Annotated in this window: 12 protein-coding genes and 1 tRNA gene; 2 read left to right on the forward strand and 11 right to left on the reverse strand. The window is 70.8% G+C overall.

The window, feature by feature from the left end:
- Nucleotides 1–293 precede the first annotated feature (293 nt).
- The 3 genes from Aiant_RS18005 to Aiant_RS18015 all read right to left on the reverse strand — a co-directional run bounded on the left by Aiant_RS18005 (nucleotide 294) and on the right by Aiant_RS18015 (nucleotide 3006).
- A complete protein-coding gene (locus Aiant_RS18005) occupies nucleotides 294–1274 on the reverse strand; it encodes a ribose-phosphate diphosphokinase (protein WP_189328397.1) in 981 nt (326 codons plus the stop codon).
- Nucleotides 1275–1385: 111 nt separating this feature from the next.
- Entirely contained in the window at nucleotides 1386–2828 is a 1443-nt protein-coding gene (glmU, locus tag Aiant_RS18010; protein WP_189328396.1) for a bifunctional UDP-N-acetylglucosamine diphosphorylase/glucosamine-1-phosphate N-acetyltransferase GlmU, read from the reverse strand.
- 106 nt (nucleotides 2829–2934) lie between these two features.
- Nucleotides 2935–3006 (reverse strand) — tRNA-Gln (locus Aiant_RS18015).
- Between the two features lie 95 nt (nucleotides 3007–3101).
- On the opposite strand from Aiant_RS18015, the gene Aiant_RS18020 reads away from it, so the two are divergent.
- On the forward strand, nucleotides 3102–3737 hold the full coding sequence (locus Aiant_RS18020) for a TetR/AcrR family transcriptional regulator (protein ID WP_189328395.1): 636 nt from the start codon (nucleotides 3102–3104) through the stop codon (nucleotides 3735–3737).
- A 43-nt stretch (nucleotides 3738–3780) separates the two neighbouring features.
- Here the strand turns inward: Aiant_RS18020 and Aiant_RS18025 are convergent, their stop codons facing one another.
- The 6 genes from Aiant_RS18025 to Aiant_RS18050 form a co-directional block, all read right to left on the reverse strand.
- Nucleotides 3781–4242, reverse strand: coding sequence for a DUF4383 domain-containing protein (locus Aiant_RS18025; protein WP_189328394.1), 462 nt, complete (start codon nucleotides 4240–4242; stop codon nucleotides 3781–3783).
- A 79-nt stretch (nucleotides 4243–4321) separates the two neighbouring features.
- Entirely contained in the window at nucleotides 4322–6115 is a 1794-nt protein-coding gene (locus Aiant_RS18030; RefSeq protein WP_189328393.1) for an ABC-F family ATP-binding cassette domain-containing protein, read from the reverse strand.
- Between the two features lie 8 nt (nucleotides 6116–6123).
- Complete coding sequence (locus Aiant_RS18035; RefSeq protein ID WP_189328392.1) at nucleotides 6124–7071, reverse strand: 4-(cytidine 5'-diphospho)-2-C-methyl-D-erythritol kinase; 948 nt, start codon at nucleotides 7069–7071, stop codon at nucleotides 6124–6126.
- Nucleotides 7068–8003 carry a 16S rRNA (adenine(1518)-N(6)/adenine(1519)-N(6))-dimethyltransferase RsmA gene (rsmA, locus tag Aiant_RS18040; protein ID WP_189328391.1) on the reverse strand — a complete coding sequence of 312 codons (936 nt, stop codon included), beginning with the start codon at nucleotides 8001–8003 and terminating at the stop codon, nucleotides 7068–7070. The genes Aiant_RS18035 and rsmA overlap by 4 nt, the downstream gene beginning before the upstream one ends.
- A gap of 9 nt (nucleotides 8004–8012) precedes the next feature.
- Nucleotides 8013–8450, reverse strand: a complete 438-nt coding sequence (locus tag Aiant_RS18045) for a hypothetical protein (RefSeq protein WP_189328390.1) — start codon at nucleotides 8448–8450, stop codon at nucleotides 8013–8015.
- A gap of 17 nt (nucleotides 8451–8467) precedes the next feature.
- Nucleotides 8468–9382 (reverse strand): TatD family hydrolase, encoded by a 915-nt coding sequence (locus tag Aiant_RS18050; RefSeq protein ID WP_189328389.1) that lies wholly within the window; start codon nucleotides 9380–9382, stop codon nucleotides 8468–8470.
- Nucleotides 9383–9451: 69 nt separating this feature from the next.
- On the opposite strand from Aiant_RS18050, the gene Aiant_RS18055 reads away from it, so the two are divergent.
- Nucleotides 9452–10486, forward strand: a complete 1035-nt coding sequence (locus tag Aiant_RS18055; protein WP_189328388.1) for a hypothetical protein — start codon at nucleotides 9452–9454, stop codon at nucleotides 10484–10486.
- Nucleotides 10487–10541: 55 nt separating this feature from the next.
- On the opposite strand, the gene Aiant_RS18060 is transcribed toward Aiant_RS18055, so the two are convergent.
- Both Aiant_RS18060 and metG read right to left on the reverse strand, forming a co-directional pair.
- Nucleotides 10542–11816 carry a hypothetical protein gene (locus Aiant_RS18060; RefSeq protein WP_189328387.1) on the reverse strand — a complete coding sequence of 425 codons (1275 nt, stop codon included), beginning with the start codon at nucleotides 11814–11816 and terminating at the stop codon, nucleotides 10542–10544.
- A 241-nt stretch (nucleotides 11817–12057) separates the two neighbouring features.
- Nucleotides 12058–13860: a methionine--tRNA ligase gene (metG, locus tag Aiant_RS18065; protein WP_189328386.1), complete on the reverse strand. Its 1803-nt coding sequence runs from the start codon at nucleotides 13858–13860 to the stop codon at nucleotides 12058–12060.
- Between the last annotated feature and the right edge of the window lie 52 nt (nucleotides 13861–13912).

The following is a 13912-nucleotide window of genomic DNA, read 5'->3' on the forward strand; positions in this document are numbered from 1 at the left end:
TTCCGGCAGTGCTTCAGTGGTGATCTGCGACGGCTCAGAGCCGACGCCGGCGCTGCCGGGCAAGGGGGCGCGCTGGGCACAGGCCCGGAGCACCGCGTCGATCACGGAGCCTCGAGCGGACTGCGAACCTCAGCAGACCGCGGGGCACCCTCGCCGTGGCAACCGCACTAGCTTACCTGCTCCGAACCCGTGAAAATCAGCGGGTCCGGCACGTGCGTGGAGAAACGTCAAAACACACGGAGAGCGCCCGCCACCGGAGGAACCGGCCGGCGGGCGCTCTCACCCCTCGTGAACTAGCTCAGACCACCGAACAACGTGGTCACGGAACCGTCGTCGAACACCTCACGGATGGCCCGCGCCAGCAGCGGCGCGATGGACAGCACCGTGATCTTGTCGAGCCGCTTCTCCGGGGCCAGCGGCAACGTGTTCGTCACCACGAGCTCGGAGATCCGGCTGTTCTTCAGCCGCTCGGTGGCCGGGTCGGAGAGCAGCGCGTGCGTCGAGGCGACGATCACATCGGCCGCGCCCTCGTCGAACAGGATGTCGGCGGCCTTCGCGATCGTGCCACCGGTGTCGATCATGTCGTCGACGATCAGGCAGACCCGGCCCTCGACCTCGCCCACCACCCGGTTGGCCACCACCTGGTTCGGCTTCAGCGGGTCGCGGGTCTTGTGGATGAAGGCCAGCGGGCAACCGCCCAGCCGGTCGGTCCAGCGCTCGGCCACCCGAACCCGGCCCGAGTCCGGCGCGACCACCGTCATCGGGCGGCCGGCGAACTTCTTCTCCACGTACTCCGCGAGGATGTCCATCGCGAACAGGTGGTCCACCGGGCCGTCGAAGAAGCCCTGGATCTGCGCGGTGTGCAGGTCGACGGTGAGGATCCGGTTGGCGCCCGCGGTCTTCAGCAGGTCGGCGACCAGCCGGGCCGAGATCGGCTCCCGGCCGCGGTGCTTCTTGTCCTGCCGCGAGTAGGGGTAGAACGGCAGGACCACGGTGATCCGCTTGGCCGAGCCACGCTTCAGCGCGTCGATCATGATGAGTGTTTCCATCACCCAGCGGTTCACCCCCTCGGTGACCGACTGCACCACGAAGGCGTCCGAGCCGCGCACCGACTCCTTGAACCGAACGAAAAGTTCACCGTTGGCGAACTCGTAGGAGTCCGAGGGCGTCGGCGCCACGCCGAGCACCTGACCGATCTCCTCGGCCAGCTCCGGGAAGCCCTGGCCGGAAAAGAGCATCAGACTCTTACGGTTCTCCGCGACGATGCTGCCCATCGGATCGCTGCTCCCGTGGATTAGGGGGTGGGGTTCTCGTGAAGTATCCCTGCCGGACACGTAACCGCCATGTTTCCAGGGCACTACGTGGGATGCCTCACCCCCGCTGGATTAGTCCTGATCAGGGGTGATATCCCGAGCCCGCTCGGCGGCGTCGGCGGACACCGTGCCGGGCCGCTTCATCGCCACCCAGCCCTCGATGTTGCGCTGCTGCGCGCGGGTGACCCCGAGGTTGCCGGCCGGGACGTCCTTGACCACGGCGGAACCGGCCGCGACGTACGCCCCCGGCCCGATCTCGACCGGCGCGATCAGCACCGAGTCGGACCCGACGAACGCCGCCTCGCCGACCACGGTCCGGCTCTTCCGCACCCCGTCGTAGTTGGCGAAGATGGTGCCGGCGCCGATGTTCGCCTTCGCCCCGATCTCGGCATCACCCACGTAGGACAGATGCGGCACCTTGGCGCCCTCGCCGAGCACCGCGTTCTTGGTCTCCACGAAACCGCCGACCTTCGCCTTGCGGGCCAGCCGGGTGCCGGGACGCAGGTAGGAGAACGGGCCGACCGAGGCGTCCGGGCCGATCTCGGCGCCGATCGCGTGGGTCCGCAGCACCGTGGCGCCCTCGGCCACCACGGTGTCCACCAGAGTGGAGTCCGGGCCCACCACGGCGCCGGTCGCCACCGACGAGGTGCCCTGGATCTGGCAGTTCTGATCCACCACGGCGTCCGGCTCCAGCGTGGCCGTCACATCGATCCAGGTGGTCGCCGGGTCCAGCAGCAGCACGCCGGAGCGCATCCAGGCCTCGTTCACCCGGTCGCGCATCAGCACCCGCAGCCGGGACAGCTCGGCACGGTCGTTGCAGCCCAGCGTCTCGTACGCGAACTCGGCCACCTCGATCGCCACCGGCTGACCCTGGCCGGCCAGGATCGCGAAGACGTCGGTCAGGTACTCCTCGCCCTGCGCGTTGTCGGTGGACAGCTTGCCCAGCGCCTCGCGCAGCAGCACCGCGTCGAACGCGTAGATCCCCGAGTTGATCTCCCGGATCGCCAGCTCGGCGGCGGACGCGTCCTTCGCCTCGACGATCCGCTCCAGGTTCCCGTCCGCGTCCCGGACGATCCGGCCCAGCCCGCCCGGCGCCTCCACCTCGGCGCTCAGCACGGTCGCCGCGGCGCCGGCCCGCTCGTGGGTGGCCAGCAGCGCCTCCACCGTCTCCGGGCGCAGCAGCGGCACGTCACCGCTGAGCACCACCACGGTGCCGGTCAGCTCGGGCGCGGCGTCCAGCGCGATGCGCACCGCGTGCCCGGTCCCGTTCTGCTCGGCCTGGAGCACCGGGACGGCGGCCGGCGCGGCCTCGGCCAGGAACGCGCCCACCTGGTCGGCCTTGTGCCCGACCACCACCAGGGTGCGGTCGGTCTTGATCGCCGCGGAGACGGCCAGCACGTGGCCGAGCAGGGTGCGCCCCAGCAGGGGCTGGAGGACCTTGGGCGTCGCCGATTTCATCCGCTTGCCCTCGCCCGCGGCGAGGACGACAACGGTACGGCTGGGGGCCTGGCTCACGCGGCAACTCCATCGTTCGCAGTGGCATCTTGTCGACGGCCGCGCGACTCTCGGCACGGCACGCCCGATGAGCCGCCGAATCAGCAGGCTCATACCACAGAAGTTGCTCGGCCGCCAGGACTCGAACCCGGAAAGCTAGGACCAAAACCTAGAGTGTTGCCAATTACACCACGGCCGAATGTTGCTCAGCACAGCCTAGCGAACCCCGGCGCTCTCCGAGAAAGCGGACGATGCCTGACGGGTGACGCTCGGCCCGGAGGGCAGGATGACGGGATGACCGAGGAGATCAAGCGGCGGCAGCGGATGTCCGGCGCCCAGCGCCGCGAGCAGCTAATCACGATCGGGCGGCAGCTGTTCGCCGAGCGCGGCTTCGACGGCACCAGCGTCGAGGAGGTCGCGGCCCGCGCCAAGGTGTCGAAACCGGTGGTCTACGAGCACTTCGGCGGCAAGGAGGGCCTCTACGCGGTGGTCGTCGACCGGGAGGTGCGCGCCCTGCTGGAGAGGATCACCGCCGCGCTGACCGCCGGGCACCCGCGGGAGCTGCTGGAGCAGGCCGCGCTGGCGCTGCTGGACTACATCGAGGAGGAGCCGCACGGGTTCCAGGTGCTGACCGCGCGGCAGGCTCCGGTGCTGGCCCCGGCGGGCACCTTCTCCAGCGTGATGAACGACGTGGCGCACCAGGTCGAGCACATCCTCGGCGCCGAGTTCACCCGGCGCGGCCTGGACCCGCGATTCGCCGAGCTGTACTCGCAGGCGCTGGTCGGGATGGTGGCGCTGGTCGGCCAGTGGTGGCGGGAGGCGCGCAAGCCGAAGAAGGAGATGGTCGCCGCGCACCTGGTGAACCTGGCCTGGAACGGCCTGTCGCACCTGGAGGCGAAACCGGAGCTGATCACCCGGAAAACGCGATGACCGCCGCGGCAGCGGCGGTCATCGGAGCGGAATCCGGCAGGTCTCAGGCGGTGCGGCCCTCGCGGACCTGACGCGGCGCGCCGGCCTTCTCGGGCGCCGCGACCTTGCTGTACAGGCTGATCGTGATCAGCAGCAGACCGACCAGGTAGGTCACCACCACGGTCGAGACGCTGTAGCCGAAGAAGTTGGCGTCGGTGCGGATGGTCGCCAGCGAGTAGCTGCCCACCACCAGCAGGCCCCAGCCGACCAGCTTGTCGACCTGCACGTCGACGTTGCGGCCGACCGCGGTGCCGAGCAGCACCAGGCCGCCGGCGATCAGCGCGACGATCGACCCGAGCAGGTTGATGCTCTGGCCGAGCACGCGGTCGGCGGGCTCGCCGGTGAGGCCGTCGCTCGCGGTGGCGATCAGGCCGAGGACACCGAAGACCACCAGGTACGCGCCGGCGACAAAACCGGCCACGCGGTACATCGGCCGAAGGGGGTGGTTGACCGGAATATGCGCCATGCTGTCCGTCTCCAAGGTCAGGTGTTGTCGTCCCGATTCTCGCGTATCCGCGACAAGCGGCGCAGGTACACCCCCCGGATCAGTTTCCGGGCACCTGCTCGGCGAGCTCCAGCCAGGCCATCTCGACCTGCTCGCGCTCCTGCCGGACGGCTTTGAGCTGGGCTTCCAGCTCGACGATTTTGTCGTAGTCGCTGCCGTGCTCGGCGAGACTCTCGTTGATCTTCGCTTCCTTCTCCCCGAGCTTGTCCATCTGGCGCTCCATCCGGGCCAGATCCTTCTTGGCCTGGCGGAGCTCCCCGGCGGACAGGCCCGGCGCCGCGCCGGCGGCGGCGGACTCTTTCGCCGCCGCGGCCGGAGCGGCCCCGTGGATCCGCTCCAGGTACTCGTCGATGCCGCCGGGCAGGTGCACGAGCCGACCGTCGCCGAACATCCCGTACGCCTGGTCGGTCACCCGCTCCACCAGGTAGCGGTCGTGGCTGGCCACGATCATCGTGCCCGGCCAGGAGTCGAGCAGATCCTCCAGCGACGCCAGCGTGTCGGTGTCCAGGTCGTTGGTCGGCTCGTCGAGCAGCAGCACGTTCGGCTCGGTGGCGAGCAGGCGCAGCATCTGCAACCGGCGGCGCTCACCACCGGACAGGTCGCTGACCGGCGTCCAGATCCGCTTGTCGGTGAAGCCGAACACCTCGGCGAGCTGGCCGGCCGAGAGCTCCCGGTCGCCGAGCTGGACGCGCTTGGCGACCTCCTCGACGGCCTCCAGCAGGCGCAGGTGCCCGGGCAGCTCCTTGAGCTCCTGGGAGAGGAAGGCCGGGCGCACGGTGGAACCGGTGACCAGGCGGCCGCCGTCCGGCTTGGTGGCGCCGGCCAGCATCCGCAGCAGGGTGGTCTTGCCGGCCCCGTTGGCGCCCAGGATGGCGATCCGGTCGCCGGGGCCGACCTGGAAGGTCAGATCCCGGAAGATCGGCTTGGGCCCGGCGTTCAGGGCGACCTGCTCCAGGTCGTAGACCTGCTTGCCGAGCCGGGTGGTGGCCAGCCGCTGGAGGCTGACCGTGTCCCGGACCGGCGGGACGTCGGCGATCAGCTCGTTGGCCGCGTCGATCCGGAACTTGGGCTTGGAGGTGCGGGCCGGCGGGCCCCGGCGCAGCCAGGCGATCTCCTTGCGGAGCAGGTTCTGCCGGCGGGCCTCGACGGCGGCGGCGACGCGCTGCCGCTCGGCGCGCGCCAGGATCCAGGCGGCGTAACCGCCCTCGTACGTGAACACCTGCTCGTCCACGACCTCCCAGGTCATGGTGCAGACCGCGTCGAGGAACCAGCGGTCGTGGGTGACCACGGCGAGCGCGCCCTTGCGGGTGAGCAGATGCTTGGCCAGCCAGTCGACGCCGGCCACGTCCAGGTGGTTGGTGGGCTCGTCGAGGATCAGCAGGTCGCTGTCGCGGACCAGCAGCGCGGCGAGCGCGACCCGGCGGCGCTCGCCACCGGACATCGGCCCGACCGGACTGTCCAGGCCGAGGTGACCCATGCCGAGGCCGTCGAGGATGGTGCGCACCCCGGCGTCACCGGCCCACTCGTGCTCGGCGCCCATGCTCTGCGCCAGCCAGGCGGTGCCGAGCACGACGTCGCGCACGGTCGCCTCGGCGGCGAGGGCGAGCGTCTGCGGAAGGGTGGCGACCCGCAGGTCACGGCGGTGCGTCACGCGTCCGGAGTCCGGCTCCTCGGATTTCGCGAGCATCCGCAGGAGGGTGGACTTGCCCGCCCCGTTCAGGCCGACGATGCCGACGCGGGCGTCGTCGTCCAGGCCGAGGGAGACATCGGTGAGCAGCTGACCGGCGGCGCCGTAGCCCTTGTTGACCCGGTCCAGGTTGATGATGTTGGCCACGATGGGGTCTAGATTACCCGGGCCCCCGGTTGCGGGCCCCGCGCGGTGACCGCCGCCCGGCAGACCCCGGCCGCGACGAGCTCGTCGGCGATCTGCTGCGCGTGCGCCGCGTCGGCGGCCAGGAACACACAGGTGGGCCCGGAGCCGGAGACGATCCCGGCGATCGACCCGGCCTCGGCGCCGGCTTTGAGCACGTCGGCGAGCTGCGGGCGGAGCGCCAGGGCGGCCGGTTGCAGGTCGTTACCCAGGGCGGCGCCGAGCACCTCCGGATCACGCTGGCGCAGCGCGGCCATCAGCTGGTCGGCGCTGCCCAGCGGCGGGGGTGGCCAGGAGCCGTCGCGCAGGGTGTCGAGCTCGCGATAGACCGCCGGGGTGGAGAGGCCGCCGTCGGCGACCGCGACCGCCCAGTGCCAGATGGTCGGCCGGGCCAGGATCGGGCTGACCGCCTCGCCGTGCCCGGTGCCCAGCGCGGTGCCGCCGTGCAGCAGGAACGGCACGTCCGAGCCGAGCTGGGCGCCGACCTCGGCGAGCTCCTCGCGGGACATGCCCAGACCCCAGAGCAGATCGCAGGCGATCAGCGTGGCGGCCGCGTCGGCGCTACCGCCGGCCAGGCCGCCGGCGAGCGGGATCGCTTTTTTCAGATGCAGTCTCGCGTACGCCGGGACGCGTCCCCGGGCAGCCAGAGCCCGTGCCGCCCGGATGATCAGGTTGGTCTCGTCCAGCTCCAGCTCGCCGGTGCCCTCGCCCTCCATGGTGAGCGTGAGGGTGTCCCCGTGCCGGGCGGTGATCTCGTCGAACAGGCTGATCGCGTGATAGACCGTGTTCAGCTCGTGGTAGCCGTCGGGGCGCAGCGGGCCGACGCCGAGGTGCAGGTTGATCTTGGCCGGCACACGGACCTTGACCGGGCCGCTATGCGGGCGAGGCTCGTCGTCGTCCGGACCCCACGCCTCGGTCACGGAGTGACGTCCCGGATCGGCGCCTGACCATCGAACGGCTTGCTCAACCGCTCCACCTCCTCGGGCTGTGCGCCGGACGGGCTGAGCTTACCGCCGTGCCCTGACGTTTTCGCCGCCGCCGCGATCGCGGCGAACTCGCCCACCGTCAGCGACTCTCCCCTGGCCTGCGGGTTCACCCCGGCCGCCAGCAGGACCCGCTCCGCCTGCGCGGGTCCACCGGCCCAGCCGGCCAGCGCGGCCCGCAACGTCTTGCGCCGCTGGGCGAACGCCGCGTCCACCACCGCGAAGACGTCGGCCCGGGTGGCGCCGGCCGGGGGCTCCCGGCGGGTGAAGGCGACCAGGCCGGAATCCACGTTGGGCACCGGCCAGAACACCGCGGGCGGCACCTTGCCGGCCGGCTTAGCCTCCGAGTACCACGCCAGCTTGACCGACGGAACGCCGTACACCTTGGAACCGGGACCGGCGGTGAGCCGGTCGGCGACCTCCTTCTGCACCATCACCAGGCCGCCGCGCAGCGTCGGCAGCTCGGCGAGCAGGTGCAGCACGACCGGGACGGCCACGTTGTAAGGCAGGTTCGCCACCAGCATGGTGGGCGCCGGGTCGAACCGGTCGCCGCTGACCCGCAGCGCGTCGGCCGGGTGCACGGTGAGGTGCGCCGCGGTGACCGTGCCGGGCAGGGCGGCGGCCAGGATCGGGTCGATCTCGACGGCGTGCACGTGCGCGACCGCCCCGACCAGGCCCAGGGTGAGCGAGCCGAGCCCGGGGCCGACCTCCAGGGCGACGTCGTCCGGGCGCAGGCCGGCGGCCGCCACGATCCGGCGGATCGTGTTCGGGTCGTGCAGGAAGTTCTGGCCGAGCTTCTTGGTCGGCGCGACGCCGAGGCGTGCGGCGAGTTCCCGGATCTCCGCCGGGCCGAGAAGTCCATCAGCCATGGGAGCAGCCTAGGAGGCCGGTCCGTCCAGCGCCCACGCGGGCACGCCCAGCTCGCGGCCGAGGTGGTCGAGATCGGCGGCGAACCCGGCCGGGGCGGCGTTGAGCGGCCCGCGGGCGACCCAGCGGACCGCCCAGCGGTTGCCCCTGGCGATGTTGAGGATCCGGGCGATGACCAGCGAGCCACGCGGATCGGGCTGGACCGAGGTGACCCCGCGGTACCACCACTCGCCCTCCCGGGTCACCGAGCGGGCCGCCCGGTCGACCCGGACGGTGAGCCGGCTCCCGTCCCGGACCACGACGAACTCGTCGCCGGTGTCGGTGGCCGGCTCGATCGGACCCTCCGTGGCCAGCGGGGACCGCCCGCCGGGCCGGACGTCGAGCAGCACCGCGGCAACCACGTCCGGCGCCGCCTCGACGATCCCGTGCAGCGCGAGCAGCTCTGTCATTCCCCCTTACTACAGCGTCAGCGCCACGGCCCGAAGACCCGTTCGCCGTTCGCCGAGATCCGGGCGCACAGCTCGTCGACGTCGATGCCACGGGCCGCCGCCAATGCGCGTACGGTAATCGGGATCAAATACGACGCATTGGGACGTCCCCGATGCGGGGCGGGGGTCAGGTAGGGCGCGTCGGTCTCGACCATCATCAGCTCGGGCGGGGTGATCGCGGCCGCCTCGCGCAGGTTCCCGGCACTGGCGAAGGTGATCGTCCCGGCGAAGCTGAGGTGATACCCCCGGCGTACGCACTCGGCGGCGAACGTGGCGTCCCCGGAGAAGCAGTGCAGCACGACCGTGTCCGGGGCGCCCTCCGAGTCGAGCACGCGCAGCACGTCCTCGTGGGCGTCCCGGTCGTGGATGATCAGCGCCTTGCCGTGCCGCTTGGCGATCTGGATGTGCGCCCGGAAACTCGCCTCCTGCGCTGCCCGCCCCTCGTCCCCGGTCCGGAACGTGTCCATCCCGGTCTCGCCGATCCCGCGGACCCGCGGCCGGGCGGCCAGCGCCTCGATGGCGCGCAGCGCCTCGTCCAGATCGGAGAGCCGCGGCGCCTCGTTCGGGTGCAGCGCCACCGCGGCCAGCACGGCGTCGGTGCTCTCGGCCAGCTCGGCGCCCCAGCGCGACGAGTCCACATCGACTCCGACCTGGACCAGCCGGTCGACCCCGTTCTTGGCGGCGGCCCCGATCAGGGCCTGGACCGGGTCGAGGCCGCCGCCGGGAACGCCGGCCTCCTGCACGGTCAGGTCGAGGTGGGTGTGGCTGTCGAAGACCGGCACGGCCAGCGGCTCCGGGGCGGGCGGGAACTCGCCCGCCCGGCGCGCGGCCTTGTCCCGGCGTTTCTGTGACGGACTGGGCGACGCGGGGGGCGTGGAAGGCATGTGAGACATTCTGCACGTCGGATATTCCGGTAACCGCTTGTTCACCCGATATCCACCATCGTCACTTAAGTTCCGCCGGTGACCGTGACCGGTGAGGACAGCGAGCTCGGGGCCGACCCGCTCGACCCACCCCTGATGGCACCGCTGCGCCGCGAACTGACCTGGCAGCAAGTACAGGCGATGAGCCAGTCCGCGATGTACCGGGACGACGCCATGCTGCGCCGGATCCGGGAGACCGCGGCCGTCCGGCGCGGCACCCGGATGATCAAAATCCTGTCGCCGGCCCAGGTGGCCGGGCACATCGGCGGCTGGCTGCCCTACGGGTTCTGTTACCGCGCCTGCGACCTCGCGCACCTGACCGACCCGGAGCAGCTGACCCTGCTGCGCAGCGACGGCGCGGCCGATGGGCGGGTGGCCTTCGCGCTGCGCTGGCGGGCCACCGACCCGACGGATTACGAGATTCCGGCCGGGCCGGGTCAGCCGGGGCTGGCCACGCTGCCGGCCCACTCCCGGATCGGCGCGATGGTGCTGGGCACCGGGTTCACTCCGAGCACCGACGACCTGATCCCGGAGTACGTCACGGCCGGCTTCGCCGATCTGCCGATGCCGGCCAACGCGCAGCTGCTCGCGTACGTCCCGGGTGGCGACGAGGTGGTGCTGTACACGTACCAGCCGGAGCAGCACGGGTGGCTGCGACTGGCCGGGCCCCGCTGGCGCGGGCTGCTGGGTGAGCTGCCCGGGGTGAGCCCGGACCGGGAGTACGTGCCGTGCACCGCCAGTGGCACCGCCCGGCTGGTCGGCACGATCGACGGCAAGGAGTACGAGGCGGTCGCCGACCCACCCGGTGAGTTCCGGGTGCGGGCGCTGACCCGGGCCGCGCGCTACCCGGTGCAGACCCTGAGCCGGCGGGCCGAGCAGGCGCTGTGGCGCGGGGTGCCGTGCTGGGTGCTGCAACGGGACGAGTCGTGGGCCCGGCTGCGGCTGCTGCGGCCGGACCTGGACGCGCTCGGGGCGACCGGGGCGCGCTGTTACGAGCGCGGGGTCTACGAGGCCTGGGCGCCGGTCGACGAGCTGGCCGACCACCACCTCGCGGATCTCGCCTACCACCTCTGAGCGGACGCGAAAGCGGGGCCGGATCACTCCGGCCCCGCTTCGTGGTGCTCCTGGATCAGCTCCGCGTGATCTTCGCCGAGACGGTCTTCCAGGCGCCGTCGTTGTACGCCTTGTCCAGGGCGTACGCGCTGGCGTAGAAGTAGCCCTTGCCCAGGCCGGCCGGAACCTTGAACTTCCACTTGCCCTTCACGACCGGGGCCCACCACGAGGTGCAGACGGAGTCCCAGTTGGACTCGTAGACCCGCTGCCACTTGCGGTGCACGTTGACGCAGTAGAGCTTGCCCTTGTTGTACCGCTGCAGGAAGACGTAGACGCCCCACGCGCCGGCGCCCTTGTCGGACGCGGTACCGGTGATGTACTTCCAGGACTTCAGCCGGTTCGCGCTGGACGGCTTCTTGACCTTGACGGTCGGGTTCCAGCTGTCCTTCTTCACGTACACCCAGACGCCGGTGACCGCGGTGGTCGTGCCGGCGGCGGTGTTGTACGCGATCTGGGTGGGCCGGTAGCCGTTCACCAGCTGCTTGTTCTTGTCGACGTTGTAGATCGCGTTGAACGTCCGGGCCTTACCGGTCCACTTGTACGTGTTGTAGAAGCCGTCGCCCCAGAAGATCACGTACGAGGTGGTGCCGGCCGGCACCGCCTTGACCGTGACCGTGTACCGCTCGTTGAGCCACACGCTCTTCTTGCTGACGGTGATGGCGGCCGGCGCGTACCGGACGGACACGGTCTTGCTGACGACCGTCTCCTGGCCCGCGTTGTCGGTCACCGTCTCCTTGACGGCGAACGTGCCGGACTGCTTGTAGTCGTGCTTGAGGTACGTCGACGCGGCGGAAGCGAACTCGGTCACCGCACCGTCGCCCCAGTCGACGACCCGCTTGAGCGTCGAGTTGTCGTTGGGGGCGTCTGAGAACTCGGTGGAGTTCTGGTAGACGATGACCGACTGGCCGACCCAGATCGAGGTCGCCGACAGTCGCAGCGGCTTGACGGTCGGCGGCGTGTCGGCCGGCTCGGTCGTCTGCGTCGGCTGAGTGGTCTCCGTCGTCGACGTCTCGACCGGCTTCGTCGTCTGCGCCGGCTCGGTGGTCTGCGCCGGCTCGGTGGTCTGCGTCGGCTGGGTCGTCTCCGTCGTGGACGTCTCGGTCGGGTCGCCGGCCGGCTCGGTCGTCGACGTCTCGGTCGGGTCGGCCGTCGGGATCGGGGTGGTCGTGGTCTCGGTCGCCGTGACCACCACGTCGTCGGCGTAGGCCGGGGACGTCACGATCGCGCCACCCGCGACCAGTGCGCCACCGACGAGGGCCGCGAGCAGCGGCCGTGCCAGGCGGGGTTTCACAGAAGTTCCAACTCCTTCGAGGGGTGTGAGGACCACATGAAGGGCAGGTTGGATCGAGTGGACGCGTCAGAACGCGTCCGTATCGACAAAACGCCAACGTTCCCCCGTGGCGTCGATCAATGTAACCGGCGTGTTGCCGCCGATCAATGGATATTCTGTGAACAAACCGTGGTGTTGGCGGTGTCACCGCCCGCACACGGGAAAGGCCCGGCCGAAGCCGGGCCTCTCGAGAACCGCCAGATCAGGACTCGCCGCCCAGCCGGGCCAATTCCTCCTCGACCACGGACGGCTCCAGCTTGCGGAACACCGGTTTCGGCGGGCTCAGCGGCGTGCCGGCCACCAGCGGCACCGACTCCCACCGGGCGCCGACCGTGTAGTCACCCATCAGCACCGGGTAACCCGGCCCGCCGTCCAGGTCCTCGACCTCGACGATCTCCGGCATCGGGGCGTGCACGCCGGTCCCGCCGAGCAGCTCGTGCACCTTCTGCGCGGAGTGCGGCAGGAACGGCGTGAGCAGCGTGTTCGCGTCGCTGACCACCTGGAGCGCGACGTGCAGGACGGTGCCCTGCCGCTGCTTCTGCGACTCGTCCTTGAGCTTCCACGGCGCCTGCTCGGAGAGGTACTTGTTGGCCTCGGCGACCACCTTCATCGCCTCGCCGATCGCGGCCTTCTGCCGGTGCTTGCCGATCAGCTCGCCGACGGCCGCGAAGCCCGCGCGCGAGAACGAGAGCAGGGCCTCGTCCTCCGGCGTGAGATCGACCGCCGGGGGGATCTCACCGAAGTTCTTCGCGGCCATCGAGATCGACCGGTTGACCAGGTTGCCCCAGCCGGCCACCAGCTCGTCGTTGTTGCGCCGGACGAACTCGGCCCAGGTGAAGTCGGTGTCGTTGGACTCCGGGCCGGCCGCGGCGATGAAATACCGCAGGGCGTCGGCGTCGTAGCGCTCCAGGAAGTCGCGCACGTAGATGACGACCCGGCGCGACGAGGAGAACTTCTTGCCCTCCATCGTCAGGTACTCACTGGAGACCACCTCGGTCGGCAGGTTCAGCTTGCCGAGCGGGCCGGCCTGGCCGCCCTTGTCACCCTCACCGGAGTAGCCGAGCAGCAGCGCCGGCCAGATCACCGAGTGGAAGACGATGTTGTCCTTGCCCATGAAGTAGTAGCCGGACGCGTCCTTGCCCTGCGCATCGGCCGACCACCACTGCCGCCAGGCCTCCGGGTCGCCGGTGCGCCGGGCCCACTCGATGGACGCCGACAGGTAACCGATGACCGCGTCGAACCAGACGTAGATGCGCTTGTCGGCCCGGTCGCGCCAGCCGTCCAGCGGGATCGGCACGCCCCACTCCAGGTCCCGGGTGATCGCCCGGGGCTGGAGGTCGTCGAGCAGGTTGCGGGAGAACTTCAGCACGTTGGGCCGCCAGTTCTCCCGGCGGTCCAGCCAGGAGCCGATCGCCTCGGCGAACGCCGGCAGGTCGAGGAAGAAGTGCTCGGTCTCGACGAACTGCGGGGTCTCCCCGTTGATCCGGGACTTCGGGTTGATCAGCTGCTCGGGGTCGAGCTGGTTACCGCAGTTGTCGCACTGGTCGCCGCGGGCGCCGTCGTAACCGCAGATCGGGCAGGTGCCCTCGATGTAACGGTCCGGCAGGGTGCGGCCGGTGGACGGGGAGATCGCGCCGAGCGTGGTGCGGGCGACGATGTACCCGTTCGCGTGCAGGCCCTCGAAGAGCTGCTGGACCACGGCGTAGTGGTTGCGCGTGGTGGTGCGGGTGAACAGGTCGTAGGAGAGGCCCAGGCCGTGCAGGTCCTCGACGATCACCCGGTTGTACCGGTCGGCGAGCTCGCGCGGGGTGACCCCGTCGGCGTCGGCCTGCACCTGGATCGGGGTGCCGTGCTCGTCGGTGCCCGAGACCATGAGCACGTCGTGGCCGGCCATCCGCATGTACCGGCTGAACACGTCGGACGGCACCCCGAAGCCGGACACATGACCGATGTGGCGCGGGCCGTTGGCGTAGGGCCAGGCGACCGCGGCGAGAACGTGACTCATGACGTCTAGCGTAGTGACCCGCTCGGACCGGCCGCGAAGGGATAAGCGGCCA

Origin of the sequence: Actinoplanes ianthinogenes, from assembly GCF_018324205.1 — a bacterium.
Classification (GTDB): domain Bacteria; phylum Actinomycetota; class Actinomycetes; order Mycobacteriales; family Micromonosporaceae; genus Actinoplanes; species Actinoplanes ianthinogenes.